Genomic DNA, 20,872 nt, shown 5'->3' with positions numbered 1-20,872 from the left:
CTGCAAAGGCGCCCGCGGGCGCCTTTTTTGCGTCCCGTTTCAGCGTGAAAAAAGCCGCGGACTTCGCCACCCGACGCGGGGGGCCGTCTGCGCCGGCTTCCTCTCTAGATTCGTTGACACAACAACAGCCTGGGCGCGCGACGTCCCCTGGCCATCTGGAGAATCCGATGCACATTCAACGTACCGTTTACCGTGACGACCACGAGATGCTGCGCGAGAGCGCGCGACGCTTCTTCGAACGCGAATGCGTGCCGCGCCAGGCCGCCTGGGACGCCGCCGGCCAGGTCGACCGCGAGACCTGGCTGAAGGCCGGCCGCGAAGGCCTGCTGTGTCTGACCGTGCCCACCGAATACGGCGGCGGTGGCGGTGACTTCGGTCATTCCGCGGTGCTGATCGAGGAGCTGCACCGTGCCGGTATTTCCGGCTGGAGCCTGGGCGTGCACTCGGACATCGTCGCGCCCTACATCGTCCGTCTGGGCACCGAAGAGCAGAAGCGTAAGTGGCTGCCGGACATCTGCGCCGGCAAGACCGTGCTCGCCGTGGCCATGACCGAGCCGGGCTCGGGCTCCGACCTCAAGTCGATCCGTACCAGCGCCGTGCGCGACGGTGACGAGTGGGTCATCAATGGCAGCAAGACCTTCATCAGCAATGGCCTGCAGTGCGACATGGTCGCGGTGGTCTGCAAGACCGACCCGGCCGCCGGCGCCAAGGGCTGCAGCATCATCATGGTCGAGGCGAACCGCGAGGGCTTCCGCCGCGGGCGCAAGCTGGAGAAGGTCGGCCAGTCCGCGGCGGATACTTCCGAGCTGTTCTTCGACAACGTCCGGGTGCCGGTCGGCAACCTGCTCGGCGAAGAGAACAAGGGCTTTATGCACCTGATGGAAGAGCTGCCGCAGGAGCGCCTGGTGATCGCCGTGTACAGCGCCGCCAAGCTGGAACGCATGCTCGAGCTGACCCTGGAGTACGTCAAGGAGCGCAAGGCGTTCAACCAGACCGTGTGGGACTTCCAGAACTCCAAGTTCAAGCTCGCCGACATCAAGGCCCAGGCCACCGCCGTGCGACTGATGGTCGATTACTACCTGGGCGAGCACATGCGCCGTCGCCTGACCCTGCAGGAAGCGGCGATCGCCAAGCTGTTCGCCACCGAGACGCTGTGCAAATGCATCGACGACATGGTCCAGCTACACGGCGGCTACGGCTACATGCTCGAGTACCCCATCGCCCGCGCCTTCGTCGACATGCGCGTGACGCGCATCTTCGGCGGCACCAGCGAAGTGCTGCGCGAACTGATCGCCCGCCAGCTTTGATCCCATCCTTCCGAATTCAGGTGAAAGCATGAGCGAGAAAGTCCTGGTTGCCGGCGTCGGCATGATTCCCTTCAGCAAGCCGGGGGCCAGCCCCAGCTATACCGAAATGGGCGCCGAAGCGGTGCGCCGCGCGCTGGCCGACGCCGGCATCGGCTACCAGCGGGTGCAGGAAGCCTACGCCGGCTACGTCTACGGCGATTCCACCTGCGGCCAGACCGCCCTCTATGAAGTGGGCATGTCGGGCATCCCGGTGGTCAACGTCAACAACAACTGCTCCACCGGCTCCACCGCGCTGTACCTGGCGCGCAAGGCCATCGAGTCCGGCTCGGCCGACTGCGTGCTGGCGCTGGGCTTCGAGCAGATGCAGCCGGGCGCGCTGAAGTCGCAATGGAGCGACCGTCCGCCGACCCGCGAGCGCTTCCTGCCGGTGCTCTGGGGCCAGACCCCGGACATGGACGGCATGCCCCAGGCGATCCGCACCTTCGGCGGCGCCGGGCGCGAGTACATGGCCAAGTACGGCTGCGGCATGGACACCTTCGCCGCGGTGCGCGCCAAGGCCAGCCGCCACGCGGCGAACAATCCCCTGGCGCTGTTCCGCAAGGTCCTCAGCACCGAGGACGTGATGAACGACACGGTGATCCTGCCCGGCGTGCTGACGCGCCTGATGGCCTGCCCGCCGACCTGTGGCGGCGCCGCGGCGATCCTGGTTTCCGAACGCTTCGCCAAGCAGCACGGCCTGCGCAGCGACGTGCAGATTCTCGCCCAGGCGATGACCACCGATACCGCCGAATCCTTCGACCCGCCGTCGATGCTCAGTTGGGTCGGCTCGCACATGGTTCGCGCCGCGGTGGGCCAGGTCTACGAGCAGGCCGGCGTCGGTCCAGAGGACATCGACCTGTGCGAGCTGCACGACTGCTTCGCGCAGATGGAAGTGATCAGCTACGAGACCCTGGGATTCTGCCCCGAAGGCGGCGCCGAGCGCTTCGTCCGCGACGGCGACAACACCTATGGCGGGCGCATCGTCATCAACCCGTCCGGCGGTTTGCTCTCCAAGGGCCACCCACTGGGTGCCACCGGCCTGGCCCAGTGCTACGAGCTGACCCAGCAGTTGCGCGGTAACGCTGATGCGCGCCAGGTCGCCGGTGCGCGCCTGGGGCTGCAGCACAACGTCGGTTTGGGCGGTGCCTGCGTGGTCACCCTGTACGGCAAGAACTGAACGCGCCGTGGCGGGCCACGGTGCCCGCCCGTACGCCACGAGGACGCAAGACATGCGACACCTGCCAATCGCCGGCGCGTCCGGCACCCCTGATCACCCGGAGGTCGCCCGATGAGCCAGTTGCTCGACGCCTTCCGCCTGGAGGCGCTGCCGGCCCACGCCGAAGCCTTTCGCAGCGAGGTGCGCGGCTTCCTCGCCGAGCACCTGCCGGCGGTCGCGGCGGACGTCCGCGCGCGCAGTTGGACCGGCTTCGACGCCGCCTTCAGCCGCAAGCTGGCCGAGCGCGGCTGGGTCGGCCTGACCCTGCCGAAAAGCTGCGGCGGCGCCGGCCTGGACGCCTTCAGCCGGTTCGTGCTGGTGGAGGAGCTGCTCTGCGCGGGTGCCCCGGTGGCCGCGCATTGGATCGCCGACCGCCAGAGCGGGCCGCTGATCCTCAAGTTCGGCAGCCAGGCGCAGCAGGACTTCTACCTGCCGCGCATTTGTGCCGGCCAGGCGTTCTTCTGCATCGGCATGAGCGAGCCGAACTCCGGCTCGGACCTGGCCAGCGTGCGCAGCCGCGCCGTCCCCTGTGAAGGTGGCTGGCGGCTGAACGGGCGGAAGATCTGGACCACCAACGCCCAACACGCCCACTACATGATTGCCCTGGTGCGCACCTCCGGCGCGCCGGAAGACCGCCAGAAGGGCCTGTCGCAGTTCATCATCGACCTGCGCCAGCCGGGGGTGAACGTGCGGCCGATCGCCGACCTCGCCGGCGACTCGCACTTCTGCGAAGTGACCTTCGACGATGTCCTGCTCGGCCCCGATGCGCTGGTCGGCGCGGAGGGCAGCGGCTGGCAGCAGGTCAACGCCGAGCTGGCCTTCGAGCGCAGCGGGCCGGAGCGCTTCTACTCCAGCGTGGTGCTGCTCGATCTCTGGCTGCAACACCTGCGCCGTGCAGGCCACAGCGAGGCCGAGGCCAGCCAGTTGGGTGCCTTCATCAGCCAACTGGCGAGCTTGCGCTGCCTGTCGCTGGCGCTGACCGCCAAGCTGGCCCGCGGCGAGAGCCCGGTGATCGAGGCGGCGCTGGTCAAGGACCTCGGCACCGAGTTCGAACAGTCGATCCCGGTGGCCATCGCCGCGGCCATCGGGGCGAATCCGGATGCCCCGGTGGACGCCGAGCTGTACCGCACCCTGGCCTACCTGAGCCAGATATCGCCGACCTTCTCGCTGCGCGGCGGCACCCGCGAAATCCTTCGCGGCATGATCGCCCGCGGCCTCGGCCTGCGTTGACCGCCTCTGAACAGGACTCCTCGAAGATGTTCACTGAAGCAATTGAAAAGCTCCTGGCCGATCACTGCACCTCAGCGCTGATCCGCGCGGTGGAGGGCGGCGAAACACCCAGCGCGCTATGGCGCCTGCTGGAAGACAGCGGCTTCCTCGAACTGCTGACCCCGGAGGAAGAGGGCGGCGCCGGCCTCGACCTGGCCGCGCTGTTCCCCATTCTGCTGGCCTTCGGTCGCTATGCGCTGCCGCTGCCGGCGGCGCATAGCATCGCCGCCCGCGCCCTGCTGCAGGGCAGCGGGGTGGCGGCCCCGGCCGGCATGCTCAGCCTGTGCGGCAATGCCCGGCGCGACGCCGACGGTGCGCTGGTTGCGCCGCTGGTGGCCTGCGGGCGCTTCGCTGAGTTCGTTCTGGCCAATGTCGATGGCGACCTGTTGCTGCTCGATGGCGCCGCCGCCGAGCGTTCGCCCTCCGGCGTCCACGGCAGCCTCGAAGCCACCCTGCGCTGGCCGGCCGGGCAAGCGCTGGCGACCCTGGCCGGACGCGGCGAGGCACTGCGCGTATTCAGCGCGGCGCTGCACGCTGCCGCCATCGCCGGCGCCATGACCTGGTGTATCGACAAGACCCTGGAGTACTGCAACGACCGCGTGCAGTTCGGCAAGGCCATCGGCAAATTCCAGAGCATCCAGCATCAACTGGCGGTGATGGCCGAACAGGTGGCCGCCGCCACCGCTGCCGCCGAAATGGCTTTCAGCGCTGGCGTACGAGTGCCCCAGGCGATCCCGGCGGCCATCGCCAAGGCCCGCGGCAGCATGGCGGTGCCGCTGGTGGCGGCGACTGCCCACGCGCTGCACGGGGCCATCGGCGTGACCGAGGAGTTCGACTTGCAGTTGTACAGCCGCCGCCTCCACGAGTGGCGGCTGGCCGAAGGCGCGGAGGGCTACTGGAACCGCCTCGTCGGCACCGCGCTGCTGGCCCTGAGCGGCACCGGCAGCAGCGAATTCGTGCGCCTGGCCACCCCCCTCACAGAAGGACAATCGGCATGAGCGAGTTGCTCCAGTACCAGCAGGATGGCCACGTCGTCACCCTGACCCTCAACGACCCCGAGCGACGCAACCCGCTGACCGGCAATGGCATGGTCGAAGCGCTGCTCGAGGCCCTGGATCGCATCCACCGCGACAGCAGCGTGCGCGCGGTGATCCTCACCGGCGCCGGCACGGCGTTCTCTTCCGGCGGCAACGTTCGCGACATGCAGCGCTACGCGAGGATGCCGAACATGGCCCTGCGCCAGGAGTACCGCCTGGGCATCCAGCAGGTGCCGCTGGCGCTGTTCAACCTGGAAGTGCCGGTGATTGCCGCGATCAACGGCCACGCCATCGGCGCCGGGCTGGACCTGGCCTGCATGTGCGATATCCGCGTGGCCGCCGAGCAGGCCAAGTTCGCCGAGAGCTTCGTCAAGCTGGGGATCATTCCCGGTGACGGCGGCGCCTGGCTGCTGCCGCGGATCATCGGCCTGTCGCGGGCCAGCGAGCTGACCCTGACCGGGCAGACCATCGACGCCCGCCAGGCACTTGACTGGAACCTGGTGTCGCGCGTGGTGCCGGCCGAGGAACTGCTGCCCTGCGCCCGCGAGATCGCCGAGGCGATCGCCGCCAATCCGCCGCATGCGGTGCGCCTGGCCAAGCGCCTGATGCGCGAGGCCCTGCACACGCGCCTGGACACTCTGCTGGAAATGTCCGCCGCCTATCAGGTGCTGGCACACCAGAGCGCCGATCACCAGGAAGCGGTGGCGGCCTTCATCGATAAACGCACGCCGGTGTTCACCGGTTGAACCCACCCCGCGCGCCGGGCCGTGCGGCCTGGCTGCGCCCAGTACTGAGGAGAAGAACCATGAAGAAACTCGAAGGCAAAGTGGCCCTAGTGACCGGTTCCGGTCGTGGCATCGGCCGCTGCGTGGCCCTGCAACTGGCGGAAGAGGGCGCTCGCCTGGTGATCAACGACCTCGACCAGGCGCCGGCCGACGAAGTGGTCGCGGAAATCCGCGCCGCCGGCGGTGAGGCCGTGGCCTGCGTCGGCAGCGTGACCGTGCCGGACTTCGCCGAGCGTTTCGTGCAGACCGCGGTGAAGCACTTCGGTGGCATCGACATCATCGTCAACAACGCCGGCTTCACCTGGGACAACGTGATCCAGAAGATGAGCGACGAGCAGTGGTACGCGATCATCGACTGCCACCTGACCGCGCCGTTCCGCATCCTCCGCGCCGCCCAGCCGATCATCAGCGCCTTGGCCAAGAAGGAAGCCGCCGAAGGCCGCGAAGTGCTGCGCAAGGTGGTCAACATTTCCTCCGGGGCCGCGGGCGGCAACGCCGGGCAGAGCAACTATTCGGCGGCCAAGGCCGGCATCCTCGGCATGACCAAGACCCTGGCCAAGGAATGGGGCCGGCTGAAGGTCAACGTCAACGCGGTGGCCTTCGGCTTCATCGAGACGCGCCTGACCCAGGCACTGGCCGGCGACGAGAGCAAGACCGTGAACATCGAGGGCCGCGAAATCAAGGTCGGCATCCAGCAGGCCTACATCGACAACGCCAGTCGCGCCATCGCCCTGGGCCGCCCGGGCAAGCCCGAGGAAGCCGCCGGTGCCGTGGTACTGCTGTGCCTGCCGGGCTCGGACTTCGTTTCCGGGCAAACCCTGTACTGCGGTGGCGGCCCCGGTGGAAACTTCTGAATCCTGGCTGATGGTCCGACGTTAGCGTCGGGCCACTGACGGCAAGCGTATCGATTGTCCGGAGTCTTTTGCCGCTGCCTTGTTCCGGCGCTCCGCAAGCGAAGCACCATCGGTGATACCCACGAGGTAAAACAACAATGAATATGACGCAACCTCTGCATCGCGCCCTGTCGCTTCATCCTGACGCCGTAGTCACCATCTTCCGTGACCGTCGGCGCAGCTACCGGCAACTGGTCGAGCGGGTCGCCCGTCTCGCCGGTGCTCTGCAGCAACTGGGCATGCAGCCCGGCGACCGGGTCGGCATGCTCGGCCTGAACTCCGACTGGTACTTCGAATACATCCTCGGCACCTGGTGGGGCGGTGGCGTGGTCAATGGCGTCAATACCCGCTGGAGCGTCCCGGAGATCGTCTACTCGCTGGACGACTGCGACACCCGCATCCTGCTGGTCGACGATAACTTCCTGAGCATGGCCGAGGATATCCGGCGCACCGCCAAGCACCCACCGCTGCTGATCCACGTCGGCGACGGCGCGGCGCCAGAGGGCATGCTCTCCTACGAACAACTGCTGCGCGACACCGCGCCGGTGGCCGACGCCGAACGGCGCGGCGACGACCTTGCCAACATCATGTACACCGGCGGCACCACCGGGCACCCGAAAGGGGTGATGCAGTCGCACCACAATCTCTGGTCCTTGCTGATGTCGCGCCTGGCCGGTCGCGCCCCGGCCGAAGGCTATGCGCCGGCCCTGCATGTGGCGCCGATGTTCCATGGCGCGGCCTTGGGCGGGGTGATGGTGCAGTTGGTGCTGGACCAGCCGCACGTGTTCGTTCCGACCTTCGAACCGTTGGAACTGATGCAGACCATCGAGCGCGAGAAGGTCCACGAAACCCTGCTGGTGCCGACCATGCTGCAGGTGATCCTGATGCACCCGCAGTTCCCGCGTTACGACCTCAGCAGCCTGAAAATGATGGTCTATGGCGCCGCGCCGATCTCCCCGGCGCTGATGGAGCTGGCCCTGGAGCACCTGCCGGAGCTGGAGTTCACCCAGGGCTACGGGATGACCGAAACCACCAGCGGAGTGGTGTTCAACGGCGCGGCCAACCACAGCGCCGCGGGCGTCGCCAACGGCCGCATCCGCGCGGCGGGGCAGCCGGCGGTGGGCGTCCTCGCGCGCATCGTCGACGAGCAGGACAACGAGGTACCGCGCGGTGTCGTCGGCGAGATTCTCCTGCGCGGCGACTCGGTGATGCTCGGCTACTGGAACCGCCCGGAAGACACTGCCCAGGCCAAACGCGGCGGCTGGATGCACACCGGCGACGCCGGCTACATGGACGACGAGGGCTACATCTACATCGTCGATCGGGTCAAGGACATGATCGTCAGCGGCGGCGAAAACGTGTACTCGGCGGAAGTCGAGGGCGCCCTCGCCAGCCACCCGGCGGTAGCGCTCAGCGCGGTGATCGGCATTCCCCATGCGAAGTGGGGCGAGGCGGTGCACGCGGTGATTGTGCTCAAGCCCGGCAGCAGCGCCGAGGGCGAGGAAATCATCGAGCACTGCCGGCGCTTCATCGCCGGCTACAAGTGCCCGAAGACCGTCGAGTTCCGCGAAGCGCTGCCGTTGTCGGCGGCCGGCAAGATCCTCAAGCGCGACCTGCGCAGCCCGTATTGGAAAGACCAGCAGCGCGCGGTCAATTGACCGCGCGGCAGGCGAACCCGTGACCAACAAGGAGACAAACGTGAGCAAGAACCTCGAAGGCAAAGTCGCCATCGTATCCGGCTCCGGCCGTGGCATCGGCCGTGAGATCGCCCTGAAGCTGCACCGCGAAGGCGCCGCCGTGGTGATCAACGACCTCGACGCCGCGCCAGCCGAAGAGCTGGTCGCGCAGATCGTCAGCGAAGGCGGCAAGGCCGTGGCCTGCGTCGGCAGCGTCACCGATGGCGACTTCGCCGAGCGCTTCGTCGGCACCGCGCTGAGCGCCTTCGGCGGCCTCGACATCATCGTCAACAACGCCGGTTACACCTGGGACAATGTGATCCAGAAAATGACCGACGAGCAGTGGGATGCGATCCTCGACGTGCACGTCAAGGCGCCGTTCCGCATTCTCCGCGCCGCGTCCGCGCACTTCCGCGAGTGCGCCAAGAAGGAGGCCGAGGAGGGCCGGGAAGTCTTCCGCAAGGTGGTCAACATTTCCTCAGTGTCCGGCGTGCGCGGTGGTGCCGGCCAGGCCAACTACTCCTCGGCGAAATCCGCGGTCAATGGCCTGACCAAGGCCCTGGCCCGCGAGTGGGGGCGCTACAAGGTCAACGTCAACGCGGTGGCGTTCGGCTTCATCAAGACCCGCCTGACCGAAGTCTCCGCCGAGGACAACACGGTGTTGACCATCGACGGCCATGACATCAAGGTCGGCATCCGTCCGGAGATGGCCAAGAACGCCGCTTCGATCATCCCCCTGGGCCGCGCTGGCACCCCGGAAGAGGCCGCCGGCAGCGTCTACCTGCTGTGCGCGCCGGAGTCCAACTACATCTCCGGCCAGGTGCTGATCGTCGACGGCGGTCGCTGACCGCAACCGGGCCACCCTCGGGTGGCCCGATTCCTCCCGAACCCCGCGCGATACCGCCACTACCCCAGCCTCGCGGCGACAGCCGTAGCACCCCGCCATCGACTGTTCCCGCGCTGGCCCGCACCCCAAGGAACACTCCGATGAGCGCCTGCGATGCACCCTCCGATCTGTCTGCATTTCCCATCCCTGAAGGCTTCGAACCGATGCGCCGGCCCGATGGCCAGCAAGGTTTCGTCCAGCATTGCCAGGGGATCTACCTGAACAGCGAGCGCCGGATCGTCGCGGCGCGCGTGCTGCCGGTGCATCTCAATGCGCTGCGCATCGCCCACGGCGGCTTTCTCGCCACCCTGGCCGACACCGCCTTCGGTGCGCTGCTGCGTCTGGCCGGCGATTTTCCGCAGCCGCCGGTGACCATCGAGTTGAGCGTCGACTACCTCAGGCCGGCCCGGCTGGATAGCTGGATCGAGGCGCACATCGAGGTCCACAAGCTCGGCCGCAACCTCTGCCGCGCCAGCCTCAGCCTGATGGATGGAGAACGGCAGGTGGTACGCGCCAAGGGCACTTTCATGGCCAATCCGCCCGGCTTGCGTGATACCTCGCGCACCGATGTGGGCGCGGTGTAACGCACGGTAACGCCATTTTCCCACGCTGGTTTACGAATCATCGAATTGCCCTGCAGTGCGGTAATTCGAATTACCCGATCGGGTGAATAGGAGAAGGGGGCGCCTCGATAGCATGAGCGCTCCAACACCGTTCACCCTTCTTTGGAGCGCCGCATGACAACAACAACAAAGCGCGGAGTCTTTCAGCCGCAACTGCTGGCTGCAGCCGTCGCCTTGGGCATCAGTGCAAACGCCAACGCCGTGGATTTCAATTTCGGCGAGATCGAGGGCAAGTTCGACTCGTCGCTGAGCTTCGGCAGCAGTTGGGCTACCAGCTCCCCCGACAAGCAGTTCATCTCCAACTTCAACTCGATGGGCGTGCGCGGCGGCAAGTCGTCGTCGCGCACGGTCGATGACAACCGCCTGAACTTCAAGAGCGGCGAAAACATCTCGACCATCGTCAAGGGGTTGCATGACCTGGATCTGCGCTATGGCGACAGTGGCGTGTTCATGCGCGGCAAGTACTGGTACGACTTCGAGCTCAAGGATGGTCACCAGCATTTCTATGACATCGACGACGCCGGGCGCGACCAGGCGGCCAAGTCCTCCGGGGCGATGTTCCTCGACAGCTTCGTCTACCACAACTACAACCTCGGCGACCTGCCGGGCAACGTGCGCCTGGGCAAGCAGGTGGTGAGCTGGGGCGAGAGCACCTTCATCCAGAACGGCATCAACGTGATCAACCCGATTGACGTCGCCGCCGTGCGCCGTCCCGGTTCCGAGGTCAAGGAAGGGCTGATCCCGGAGAACATGCTCTATGTCTCTCAGGGCCTGGCCGACAACCTCACCGCCGAGGCCTTCTACCAGATCACCTGGGAGAAGACCATCGTCGACAACTGCGGCACCTTCTTCGGCAGCGACGGCGTACCCCAGGGCTGCGACGACCGCCTGGTGGTCAGCGGCCTCGACCTGGCCCCCGGGGTGGCGACCAACAAGGGCGGCGCCGCGGCCATCGCCGCTGGTCTCGACGATGTCTACATCCCCCGCGCCAAGGACAACGATCCGCGTAACAGCGGGCAGTTCGGTATTGCCTTGCGCTGGTTCGTGCCGGAGTTGAACGACACCGAGTTCGGCGCCTATGCGATGAACTACCACAGCCGCAACCCGTACCTGAGCACCATCCGCACCACCGGAGCGGGCACCCCACCCAGCGCGCTGAACGTGCCGCGCAATGCCCAGTACTTCATCGACTATCCGGAAGATATCCGCCTCTACGGTCTCAGCTTCGCCGCCAACGTGGCCGGTACCTCGCTGGGCGGGGAACTGAGCTACCGGCCGAACATGCCACTGCAACTGAGCACCCCCGATCTGCTCAGCGCCACGGTCGGCACCGCCAACTCGCCGCTGCTCACCACCGGTTTCGCGACCACCACGCCGGGTGGGGTGATCAATGGCTACGAGCGCATGCCGGTGCTGCAGGCGCAGATGACCGCGACCAAGCTGTTCAACCAGGTCTGGGGGTCGGACCGCCTGACCCTGGTCGGCGAGGTCGGCTACAACCGCATCAACGGCCTGGGCGATTCCGATGGTACCGACCTGCGCTTCGGTCGCAGCCCGGCCTTCGGTTCCGGCATCCTCCCCGGCGCCGCCGGGCTGGCCTCCTGCAAGGGCAGCGCGGTGGGCCAGCCCAACGCCAGCAATCCGGCGCAGCAGTGCAACAGCCACGGTTTCTACACCACCAGTTCCTGGGGCTATCGGGTCCGCGCGCAACTGGATTATCCCAACGTCTTCGCCGGGGTGAACCTGGCGCCGAACCTGGCCTGGTCCCACGACGTCGATGGCTGGGGGCCGAACTTCGAGGAAGGCGCCAAGGCCGTCAGCCTCGGCCTCAACGCCGACTACCAGAACACCTACACCGCCGCGTTGAACTACACGAATTTCTTCGACGGCAAATACAACACCATGACCGACCGCGACTACGTCTCGCTGAGTCTGGGCGTGAACTTCTAACCAGTAACAGCGGAGAATCGACATGATCAGAAGTACTATGCTGCGCGCTGGCGCGATGGCGCTGTCGTTGCTGGCCACCAGCGTGATGGCTGCCGTCACCCCCCAGGAAGCCGAGCAACTGGGCACCACCCTGACCCCGCTGGGTGGCGAGAAGGCCGGCAACGCCGATGGCAGCATTCCGGCCTGGACCGGTGGGCTCAAGCCCGGCGCCGCGCCGGTGCAGAATGGCTTCCTGGGCAACCCGTTCGCCGATGAGAAGCCCTTGTTCACCATCACCGCGGCCAACGCCGAGCAGTACAAGGACAAGCTCACCCCTGGCCAGCTCGCGCTGTTCAAGCGTTACCCGAACAGCTACAAGATCCCGGTGTATCCGACCCATCGCACGGCCGCCGCTCCCCAGGCGGTCTACGACGCGGTGAAGAAGGGCGCTACCGTGGTCAAGCTGATCAACGATGGCAACGGCCTGGCCGACTTCAACACCCACTACTACCCGTTCCCGATCCCCAAGAGTGGCGTGGAAGTGGTGTGGAACCACGAGACCCGCTATCGCGGCACCAACATGGAACGCTTCAGCGCCCAGGCGGTGCCGCAGACCAACGGTGACTTCACCGTGGTCGGCTTCAAGGAGAACCTCGGTTTCCCGCAGTACATCGCCGACAACGACCCGAGCAAGACCGGCAACATCATGTACTACTACAAGCAGGAGATCGTTGCCCCGTCGCGCCTGACCGGCACCGTCAACCTGGCCTACGAGACCATCGACCAGCTCAAGGAGCCGCGCCAGGCCTGGACCTACAACGCCGGCCAGCGCCGCGTGCGGCGCGCCCCCGAGGTAGCCTACGACGGCCCCGGCAGCGCCGCCGACGGCATGCGCACCGCCGACAACTCCGACCTCTACAACGGCTCGCCGGACCGCTACACCTGGAAGCTGATCGGCAAGAAGGAGCTGTACATCCCGTACAACAGCTACAAGCTGTGGTCGCCCACCTTGAAGTACGCCGACATCATCAAGCCGGGGCATATCAACCAGGACCTGACGCGCTACGAGCTGCACCGCGTCTGGGAAGTCGAAGGCACCCTCAAGCCGGGCGAGCGGCATATCTACGCCAAGCGCCACATGTACTTCGACGAAGACACCTGGGCATTGGTCGAGATCGACCACTACGACAGCCGTGGCCAGCTCTGGCGCGTCGCCGAGGGCCATCAGGTCAACGACTACGAGCACGGCCAGGCAGCCTACGCGGTACAGACTCTTTATGACCTGATCGCCGGACGCTACATGGCGATGAACATGATCAACGAGTCCAAGCGCGGTCCGCAGTTCGATCAGCAGTACAAGAACAACGACTTCACCCCGGCGGCCCTGCGCAACGCCGGCATCCGCTGAGCCAGTGCGGCGGCCGCCGAGCGCGCCGCCGCACTTTCCGAACGCTCAGAACCTTGCTCTGCATCAAAGGGCGGCGGGGACTTCCCGCGGCCACCTGATACGGGGGGCGTCCGCGCCTCCCGGCACTTCCAAGATGCTTGCCAATGCAGCACAGGAGCGCGATTGCGTTCCTTGGCTGGAGTGATCGCTTCGTCTAACGCCATAGATCGAGGTATGTCATGCAAGGTCTGGGTGCCACTCTTCCGCACGCCAATGGGCGCTGGGCTTGCCTGCCGGCCCTGCCGTCAGGGCACGTTCCCCGGCAACAGTTGCAGGCGCGTTTGCGTGGCAGCCGCCAGCGTCTGTGCCTGCTCTGCGCACCGGCCGGCTACGGCAAGAGCGTTCTGCTCGGCGAGAGCCTGGCGCAGCTTGCAGCGGGTGAGCAGGTGGTCTGGCTGAGCCTGGGCGGACAGGTCGAATCGCTGCAGGCGTTGTCCGCGCGTATCGCCCTGGAGCTCGATCTGAACCTGCCTCAGGGCGCCGGGCCGGCCACTTTGCTGAGGTATTTCGCCACCCATCCGGCACCGCTCAAGCTGGTGCTGGACGATCTGCCCGGTGAGCTGTCGATAGAATTGAACAACTGGTTCGACCACCTGCTGGCGTTGCCCAGCAGCCACCTGCAGTTGTGGGTCAGCAGCCGCCAGCGGCCGAACTGGAACCTGCCGCGGCTGATGCTGCGCAATGAGTTGCTGGAGCTGGATGCCGCCGAATTGGCGATGACCCGCGCAGAGTTCGAGCGCTTGCTCGAGGTTTCTTCCAGCCCCTTGCCGGCGCCCGCGCGCGAGCACCTCTGGCAGCGTGCCGAAGGTTGGTGGGCGGGTATCCGACTGCTGCTCAGCGGCGGCGCGGACAGCGATCCCGGCAAAGGCCTCGGGCTGATCCGGGACTACCTGGAGCATGAACTGCTGGCACGCCTGGGCGATGCCGAACGCAATATTCTCTACGGGCTGACCCACCTGCCGAGGTTCTCCACCGATCTCTGCGCGCAATTGTGGGAGGAGCACGGCGGCCGCCAGGTGTTGCGGCGGCTGCTGCAATGCCAGGCCTTCATCTTCCCGCTGGAGGCGAGCGGCGCCTGGTTCCGCGTGCTGCCGGTGGTGGCCGAAGCGCTGCAGGAGCGGGTCGAGGCGGCCGAGCTGTCGCGTTTGCGCCTGCACTCGTGCCGGATGCTGAGCATCGCCGGTCACCTGAACGAAGCCATCGAGCAGGCGCTGCAAGCCGAGCAGCCGGAAGTGGCCGCCAATTACATGCAGAAGCTGCTGCCGAGCTGGCAGTTGGCCGAGCACAACCTGCACCGCCTGCTGGAGTGGCGCGAGCAGTTGCCCGGCTATCTGCTCGAAAGCACCCCGCGGCTGATCTATCTGTGCTCCCTGGCCTTGTACGGCAGCGGGCGCCTGAGCGAGGCCGATCAGTGCCTGGCGAAACTGGAACGCTTCCTGCCTTGCGCCGACCCACAACTGGACGTGCGACTGCGTGCCAACTGGCAGGCGCTGCGGGGGCTCGGCCTGGCCTCGCGGGGGCAGGCCGAGGAGGCGCGCCAGGCCTGTCAGGAAGCCTTGCGCCATCTGCCCTCGGGAGACTGGATCTCCATCGTCGTGTGTTATTCGACACTGGCCCGGCTGGCCATGGCCGGCGGCCGACTCGCCGAGGCCCGCGAGCTGCTGGACGAAGCCGTGGAACTGGCGCGCCGCGAGGGCTGCCTGGACAGCGAAGTACTGATCAACACCGATCGCCTGCGCCTGCTGATACTGCTCGATGAAGTCTCGATCGCCGAGGCGCTGCTGGCGGAAACCCTGGAGTGGCGAACGTCGGCGCATATCCCGCGCGATCCGCTGCTGGCTCGCCTGTTGTTCCTGCAGGGCGAACTGCACCTGCTCCGTGGCCGCGTCGGGGCGGCGGAGGATTCATTGCGCGCGGGGCTGGCTCACGCGCAGCACAGTTCGGCGCCGTACATCCAGTTCGGCCACCTGCTGCTGGCGGAAGCGGCCAGCCGCACCGGCCAGCATGAGCAGGCGCTGCTGCACCTGCATGAGACCGAGCGGCGCATGCATTGCGGCCGTATCGACAGCCAGTGCTACGGCGGATCGGTGCTGCTGCACTCGCTGCGCGTGCTCGCCCGCCGTGGCGAGTGGCGCACGCTGCTGCGCCGCGCCGCCAGTGCCGAGGCATGCCAGCCGTCGCTGCTGCATCCCAGCCTGCCGCAGGAAATAGAGCTGATCGTGGCGCAAGCGGAAATCGCCCTGGGCCTGCCGCAACAGGCGCGCCTGCGCCTGAATGCGCTGGCCGGGGACTGTGCCAGCCGCCGCTTGCGCCTGCTTGAGCGCGAAGCGCGGGCGCTGCTCAAGCAGTTGCCCGAGGTTGCCGAGAAGACTGTCGCCGCATCGTTCGATAGCCCCCTCAAGGCCAGCCCGGACGTGGCGGAAGAGGCGAGCTTCTGCGCCCGCCTGGAAGACCTGACCCCGCGCGAGTCCGCGGTACTGACGCTGCTGGCGCGCGGCATGTCGAACCAGGAGATCGCCGACAGCCTGTTCCTCTCGGTGAACACCGTGAAGTACCACGCCAAGAACATCAACGCCAAGCTGGGCAGCACCCGGCGCACCCAGGCGATTGTCTTCGCCAAGGCGATGGGGCTGATCTGAGGCGCGGGTGCAGCGACCCTCCTTACCACCTGAGGCGGGTGGGGCCCTCCTGCAAAAAAGGTTCAAAGATGGCGAAAACCCGCTGCGGGGCCAGCCATCTACCTTTCGCTCCCCCAGGACGGACCACGGATGGCTACGCCATGCCCGATGACATCAGAACAATAGGAGCCGTTGTGACCAGCGCCATTGACTCTTCGCCCCACGCCGCCATTCGCGCCATTCTCGACAAGCAACGCGCTGCCAGTCGCGCCGCCGGCGCCTGGAGCGCCGAACAGCGCATCGAACTGCTGGATCGAGCGATCGACCTGCTGGTCCGCAACGAACAGGCGATCATCGATGCGCTGACCGCCGATTTCGGCCAGCGCAGCCCGATGTTCTCGCGCTTCAGCGAAGTGTTGGGGCCGCTGGCGACACTGAAACAGACCCGCGACGAACTGGCCGAGTGGATGCAGCCGCAACCGCGCAAGGTGCCGCGCGGCGAGGCCTGGGTGCAGTACCAGGCGCTGGGCGTGGTCGGCATCGTCACCGCCTGGAACGTGCCTGGGAACATGTTCTTCAACGGCCTGGCCGGCGCCCTGGCGGCGGGCAACCGGGTCATGCTCAAGCCCTCGGAATACACCCCGCAGACCTCCGAGTTGTTCGCCCGGCTGATCGCCGAGGCTTACGCCCAGGACGAAGTCGCCGTCATCACCGGTGGCGCCGAGGTTGGCCAGGCCTTCTGCAGCCAGCCGTTCGACCACCTGCTGTTCACCGGCGCCAGCAGCATCGGCAAGCACGTGCTGCGCGCCGCCGCCGAGAATCTGGTGCCGGTGACCCTGGAGCTGGGTGGCAAGTCGCCGACGGTGATTTCCCGCTCCGCCGATTTCAAGAAAGCGGTGGCCAAGATCGTCGTCGGCAAGGTGCTCAATGCCGGGCAACTGTGTGTGGCCCCCGACTACGTGTTCGTCCCGGAGGAATCGCTGGATGCCTTCGTCGCGGTGGCCAAGGCGACCATCGCCGGCTTCCTGCCGAAGCTTGCGGGCAACCCCGAGTACACCGCGATCATCAATGCGCGCCACTACCAGCGGCTGCAAGGCTACCTCGACGAAGCCCGCGCCGCCGGCGTCGAGCTGGTCGAACTGAACCCGGCCGCCGAAGTGCTCGATGCCGCGTTGCGCAAGATCGCGCCGACCCTGTTGCTGAACCCCGGCGACGAGTTGCGGATCATGCAGGACGAGATCTTCGGTCCGCTGCTGCCGATCAAGCCCTACCAATCCCTCGAGGAGGTGGTCGCCTACATCAACGCGCGGCCGCGCCCGCTGGCCCTCTACTACTTCGGCCAGGACGCCGGCGAAGAGACGTTGCTGCTCGACGCCACCTGCTCCGGCGGCGTGACCCTCAACGAGGTGATGCAGCACGCCGCGATGGAAAGCCTGCCGTTCGGTGGCGTCGGCGCCAGTGGCATGGGTGCCTACCACGGCATCGACGGCTTCCGCACCTTCAGCCACGCCAAGGCCGTGCTGCGCGCGGGCTGAGGTTTGCCCGGCGTATCTCCACGAGCGCGGTGGCGGTGGTCCGCCGCACCTTCCTGTCCTGTTGCGAGAGAAAACTCATGAAAGCTGCGGTATTCCATCAAGTCGGCGCCCCCCTGAGCATCGAGGAAGTCGGCATCAGCAAGCCCGGCCCGCGCGAAGTGCTGATCCGCACCCACGCCGTGGGCGTCTGCCATTCCGACCTGCACGTCATCGAAGGGGCCTTCCCGTATCCCGGCCCGATGGTGCTGGGCCATGAGGCGGCGGGGGTGGTCGAGCAGGTGGGTGCGGAAGTGCGCACGGTGAAGCCCGGCGACCACGTGGTCACCTGCCTGACCGTCTACTGCGGCCACTGCCCGCACTGCGTCACCGGACACATGGCGCTGTGCGTGTCGCCGGAAACCCGTCGCGGCAAGGGCGAAGAGCCGCGCATGACCTATGCGCACAAGCCGATGCCGCAGTTCGTCAATCTTTCCGGCTTCGCCGAGCAGATGCTGGTGCACGAGCACGCCTGCGTCGCCATCCGCCGCGACATGCCGCTGGACCGCGCGGCATTGCTGGGCTGCGCCGTCACCACCGGCACCGGCGCGGTGTTCAACACCGCCAAGGTGCGCCCGGGTGAAACCGTGGCGGTGCTCGGCTGCGGCGGCATCGGCCTGGCGGCGATCAACGGTGCGGCGCTGGCCGGGGCAGGGCGGATCATCGCGGTCGACATGCTCGATTCGAAGTTGGAACTGGCCCGCCAGTTTGGCGCCACCGACGTGGTCAATGCCTCGGGCGGCGACGCAGTGAAGCAAGTCATCGAACTGACCCGTGGCGGCGTCGACCACTCCTTCGAGTGCATCGGGCTCAAGCAGACCGCCGAACAGGCCTTCGCCATGCTCGCGCGCGGTGGCTCGGCAACAGTGATCGGCATGATCAAGCCGGGCCTGAAGATAGAGGTCGACCCCTTCCAACTGCTCAACGAGCGCCGCCTGCAAGGCTCGCTGATGGGCTCCAACCGCTTCCCGGTGGACCTGCCGCGGCTGGTGGATTTCTACCTGCAGGGGCGCCTCAAACTCGACGAAATGATCTCCCAGCGCATCCGCCTGGAGCAGATCAACGAGGCCTTCGACGAACTGCGCCGCGGCGAGCTGGCGCGTTCGGTGATCGTTTTCGACCAGTGAGCCATCGCCCTCGCGGCCCGGTGCCGCGAGGGCTGCCCAGCCGATACCCGGCCTCGCCGCCGACGGATACCCAAGGAACTACCCGATGGACATACATTTCACGCCCGAGGAAATCGTCTTCCGCGAGGAGGTTCGGGCCTTCCTGCGCAGCGAGCTGCCGGCCGAGATATCCACGCGCATCCTCCAGGGCAAGCGCCTGAGCAAGGAGCACCAGGTGGCCTGGATGCGCACCCTGAACCAGCGCGGCTGGCTGGCCCCGGGCTGGCCGGTGGAATATGGCGGCACCGGCTGGAGCCTGGTGCAGAAGCACATCTTCGAGGAGGAGTGCTTTGTCGCCGGGGCGCCGAAAGTGGTGTCCTTTGGCGCCAAGATGGTCGCGCCGGTATTGATCAAGTTCGGTACGCCGGAGCAGAAGGCGCGCTTCCTGCCGCGCATCCTCGACAGCAGCGAATGGTGGTGCCAGGGCTACTCCGAGCCGGGCGCCGGCTCCGACCTGGCTTCGCTGAAGACCCGCGCCGTGCGGGATGGCGAGCACTACGTGGTGAATGGCCAGAAGATCTGGACCACCCTGGCGCACTACGCCGACTGGATGTTCTGCCTGGTCCGCACCGACCCGGAAGCGCAGCAGCAACGCGGTATCTCGTTCCTGCTGATCGACATGAAAACCCCCGGCATCACCATTCGCCCGATCATCACCCTGGATGGCGAGCACGAAGTCAACGAGGTGTTCTTCGACAACGTGCGGGTGCCGCTGCAGAACCTGGTCGGCCGCGAGAACGAAGGTTGGACCTGCGCCAAGTACCTGCTCACCCACGAGCGCACCACCATCGCCGCCATCGGCATGACCAAAATCATGCTGCAACGCCTGAAGCGGGTGGCCGCCCGTGAACTGCGCAATGGCCGCCCGTTGCTCGAGGACCCGCTGTTCCGCGCGCAGATCGCCGACGTCGAGATGCAGGCGATGGCCACCGAGATGAGCAATCTGCGCACCCTGGCTGCCGCCCGCGATGGCGGTGCGCCCGGCGCCGAGAGTTCGATCCTGAAGATCAAGAGCACCGAGCTGCGCCAGCAGATCGCCTACCTGATCAGCAAGGCGGTGGGCGCCTATGCCTTGCCCTTCCTCGACGAGGAAATCGGTTACGGCGATGGCCAGGCATTGCTGCACAACGCCGACAGCAGTGCCGCCACCTACCAGTACCTGGATACCCGCAAGGCCTCGATCTACGGCGGCGCCAACGAAATCCAGAAGAACATCATCGCCAAGATGATCCTCGAGCTGTAAGGGGCCCCGAACATGGACTTCAAACTCACAGAAGAGCAGCAGATGCTGCAGGACACCGCGGCCCGCCTGGTTCGCGACACCTATAGCTTCGAGCAGCGCGAGACTTTCCTGCGCAGCCCATTGGGCTTCAGCGCCGATGCCTGGCAGCAACTGGGTGCGCTCGGCCTGACCGCCGCGCCCTTCGCCGAGGCATATGGCGGTTTCGCCGGGAGCGGGGTGGACATCCTGCTGATCGCCAAGGAACTGGGCCGTGGCCTGTGTCTGGAACCCTTCCTGCATTCGGTGGTGTTCGGCGGCGGCCTGCTGGCCCAACTGGGCAGCGCGGCGCAACGCGAAGCGTTGCTGCCGCGAGTGGCCGACGCCAGCCTGCAACTTGCGGTGGCCCTGGAGGAGCCGCAAAGCCATTACCAGTTGCATGACTTGCGCACCCGCGCGCAGAAGGTCGACGGCGGCTGGCGCCTGAACGGCCACAAGGCCGCGGTGTTCGGTGGGCATAGCGCCGGGCTGATCCTGGTTTCCGCCCGTACGGGCGGCGCCGAACGCGACGCGGCGGGCGTCAGCCTGTTTCTGCTCGACCCGCAGAGTACCGGCGTGCGCCGACGCGAGTACCCGACCACGGACGGGCGCAAGGCCTGCGACCTGTACCTGGAGGACGTGTTCGTCGCCAATACGACCTTGCTGGGCGGAGAGGGCAAGGTTTTGCCGGCGCTGTACTACCAACAGGGGCGGGCCATCGCGGCGCAGTGCGGCGAAGCGTTGGGCAGCATGGAGGCGGCCTGCCAATTGACCCTCGACTACCTGAAGGTGCGCCAGCAGTTCGGTCAGCCGATCGGCAAGTTCCAGGCCCTGCAGCACCGCATGGTCGACATGCGCATCGAGTTGGAACAGGCCACTTCCATGGCGTTGCTGGCGGCGTGCGTGGCCGATGAGGCGGACAGCGACGACCGCAGCCGGACCCTGGCCGCCGCCAAGTACATCATTAGTCGCGCCGGGCGCTTCATCGCCGACCAGGGCATCCAGTTGCACGGCGGTATCGGCCTGACCTGGGAGTATGCGTTCTCCCACCACGCCAAACATCTGCTGATGATCGCCCGCCAGTTCGGTGACGACGATCATCACTTGCAGGCCTACAGCGCGCTGATGCAGGACGCCTGAGGCAACGTTGCA

16 protein-coding genes are annotated in these 20,872 nt (G+C 66.7%); all 16 read left to right on the top strand.

Annotated elements, in window-relative coordinates; all coding sequences use genetic code 11:
* The first annotated feature begins 167 nt into the window (after nucleotides 1-167).
* The 16 genes from ACIPK7_RS04630 to ACIPK7_RS04555 all read left to right on the top strand — a co-directional run bounded on the left by ACIPK7_RS04630 (nucleotide 168) and on the right by ACIPK7_RS04555 (nucleotide 20,860).
* Nucleotides 168-1,307, top strand: coding sequence for an acyl-CoA dehydrogenase family protein (locus tag ACIPK7_RS04630; protein ID WP_401085803.1), 1,140 nt, complete (start codon nucleotides 168-170; stop codon nucleotides 1,305-1,307).
* Between the two features lie 28 nt (nucleotides 1,308-1,335).
* Nucleotides 1,336-2,523: a lipid-transfer protein gene (locus tag ACIPK7_RS04625; protein ID WP_401085801.1), complete on the top strand. Its 1,188-nt coding sequence runs from the start codon at nucleotides 1,336-1,338 to the stop codon at nucleotides 2,521-2,523.
* Nucleotides 2,524-2,634: 111 nt separating this feature from the next.
* Nucleotides 2,635-3,792, top strand: coding sequence for an acyl-CoA dehydrogenase family protein (locus ACIPK7_RS04620; RefSeq protein WP_192431383.1), 1,158 nt, complete (start codon nucleotides 2,635-2,637; stop codon nucleotides 3,790-3,792).
* A gap of 26 nt (nucleotides 3,793-3,818) precedes the next feature.
* Nucleotides 3,819-4,829 carry an acyl-CoA dehydrogenase family protein gene (locus ACIPK7_RS04615; protein ID WP_401085796.1) on the top strand — a complete coding sequence of 337 codons (1,011 nt, stop codon included), beginning with the start codon at nucleotides 3,819-3,821 and terminating at the stop codon, nucleotides 4,827-4,829.
* The gene (locus ACIPK7_RS04610) at nucleotides 4,826-5,614 is read left to right on the top strand and encodes a crotonase/enoyl-CoA hydratase family protein (protein ID WP_401085793.1); all 789 of its coding nucleotides are present in this window, start codon (nucleotides 4,826-4,828) and stop codon (nucleotides 5,612-5,614) included. The genes ACIPK7_RS04615 and ACIPK7_RS04610 overlap by 4 nt, the downstream gene beginning before the upstream one ends.
* Before the next feature lie 59 nt (nucleotides 5,615-5,673).
* Nucleotides 5,674-6,507 carry an SDR family NAD(P)-dependent oxidoreductase gene (locus tag ACIPK7_RS04605; RefSeq protein ID WP_401085790.1) on the top strand — a complete coding sequence of 278 codons (834 nt, stop codon included), beginning with the start codon at nucleotides 5,674-5,676 and terminating at the stop codon, nucleotides 6,505-6,507.
* A gap of 137 nt (nucleotides 6,508-6,644) precedes the next feature.
* Entirely contained in the window at nucleotides 6,645-8,204 is a 1,560-nt protein-coding gene (locus tag ACIPK7_RS04600; RefSeq protein ID WP_401085787.1) for a long-chain fatty acid--CoA ligase, read from the top strand.
* A gap of 40 nt (nucleotides 8,205-8,244) precedes the next feature.
* Entirely contained in the window at nucleotides 8,245-9,069 is an 825-nt protein-coding gene (locus ACIPK7_RS04595) for an SDR family NAD(P)-dependent oxidoreductase (protein ID WP_192431388.1), read from the top strand.
* A gap of 140 nt (nucleotides 9,070-9,209) precedes the next feature.
* Nucleotides 9,210-9,692, top strand: coding sequence for a PaaI family thioesterase (locus ACIPK7_RS04590; protein ID WP_401085783.1), 483 nt, complete (start codon nucleotides 9,210-9,212; stop codon nucleotides 9,690-9,692).
* A gap of 153 nt (nucleotides 9,693-9,845) precedes the next feature.
* Entirely contained in the window at nucleotides 9,846-11,681 is a 1,836-nt protein-coding gene (locus tag ACIPK7_RS04585) for a DUF1302 domain-containing protein (protein WP_401085780.1), read from the top strand.
* A gap of 22 nt (nucleotides 11,682-11,703) precedes the next feature.
* Nucleotides 11,704-13,068, top strand: a complete 1,365-nt coding sequence (locus ACIPK7_RS04580; RefSeq protein ID WP_192431391.1) for a DUF1329 domain-containing protein — start codon at nucleotides 11,704-11,706, stop codon at nucleotides 13,066-13,068.
* 218 nt (nucleotides 13,069-13,286) lie between these two features.
* Nucleotides 13,287-15,746 carry a LuxR C-terminal-related transcriptional regulator gene (locus ACIPK7_RS04575; RefSeq protein WP_401085777.1) on the top strand — a complete coding sequence of 820 codons (2,460 nt, stop codon included), beginning with the start codon at nucleotides 13,287-13,289 and terminating at the stop codon, nucleotides 15,744-15,746.
* 173 nt (nucleotides 15,747-15,919) lie between these two features.
* The gene (locus ACIPK7_RS04570; protein ID WP_401085774.1) at nucleotides 15,920-17,260 is read left to right on the top strand and encodes a coniferyl aldehyde dehydrogenase; all 1,341 of its coding nucleotides are present in this window, start codon (nucleotides 15,920-15,922) and stop codon (nucleotides 17,258-17,260) included.
* Nucleotides 17,261-17,337: 77 nt separating this feature from the next.
* Nucleotides 17,338-18,423 (top strand): Zn-dependent alcohol dehydrogenase, encoded by a 1,086-nt coding sequence (locus ACIPK7_RS04565; RefSeq protein WP_401085771.1) that lies wholly within the window; start codon nucleotides 17,338-17,340, stop codon nucleotides 18,421-18,423.
* Nucleotides 18,424-18,508: 85 nt separating this feature from the next.
* Nucleotides 18,509-19,705 (top strand): acyl-CoA dehydrogenase family protein, encoded by a 1,197-nt coding sequence (locus ACIPK7_RS04560; protein ID WP_192431395.1) that lies wholly within the window; start codon nucleotides 18,509-18,511, stop codon nucleotides 19,703-19,705.
* Between the two features lie 12 nt (nucleotides 19,706-19,717).
* Nucleotides 19,718-20,860, top strand: coding sequence for an acyl-CoA dehydrogenase family protein (locus ACIPK7_RS04555; protein WP_401085769.1), 1,143 nt, complete (start codon nucleotides 19,718-19,720; stop codon nucleotides 20,858-20,860).
* Nucleotides 20,861-20,872: the final 12 nt, after the last annotated feature.

Origin of the sequence: Pseudomonas sp. NPDC086581 (assembly GCF_044746165.1) — a bacterium.
In the GTDB taxonomy this organism is placed as follows: Bacteria; Pseudomonadota; Gammaproteobacteria; order Pseudomonadales; family Pseudomonadaceae; genus Pseudomonas.
This window is presented reverse-complemented; position numbering and strand designations above follow the sequence as displayed.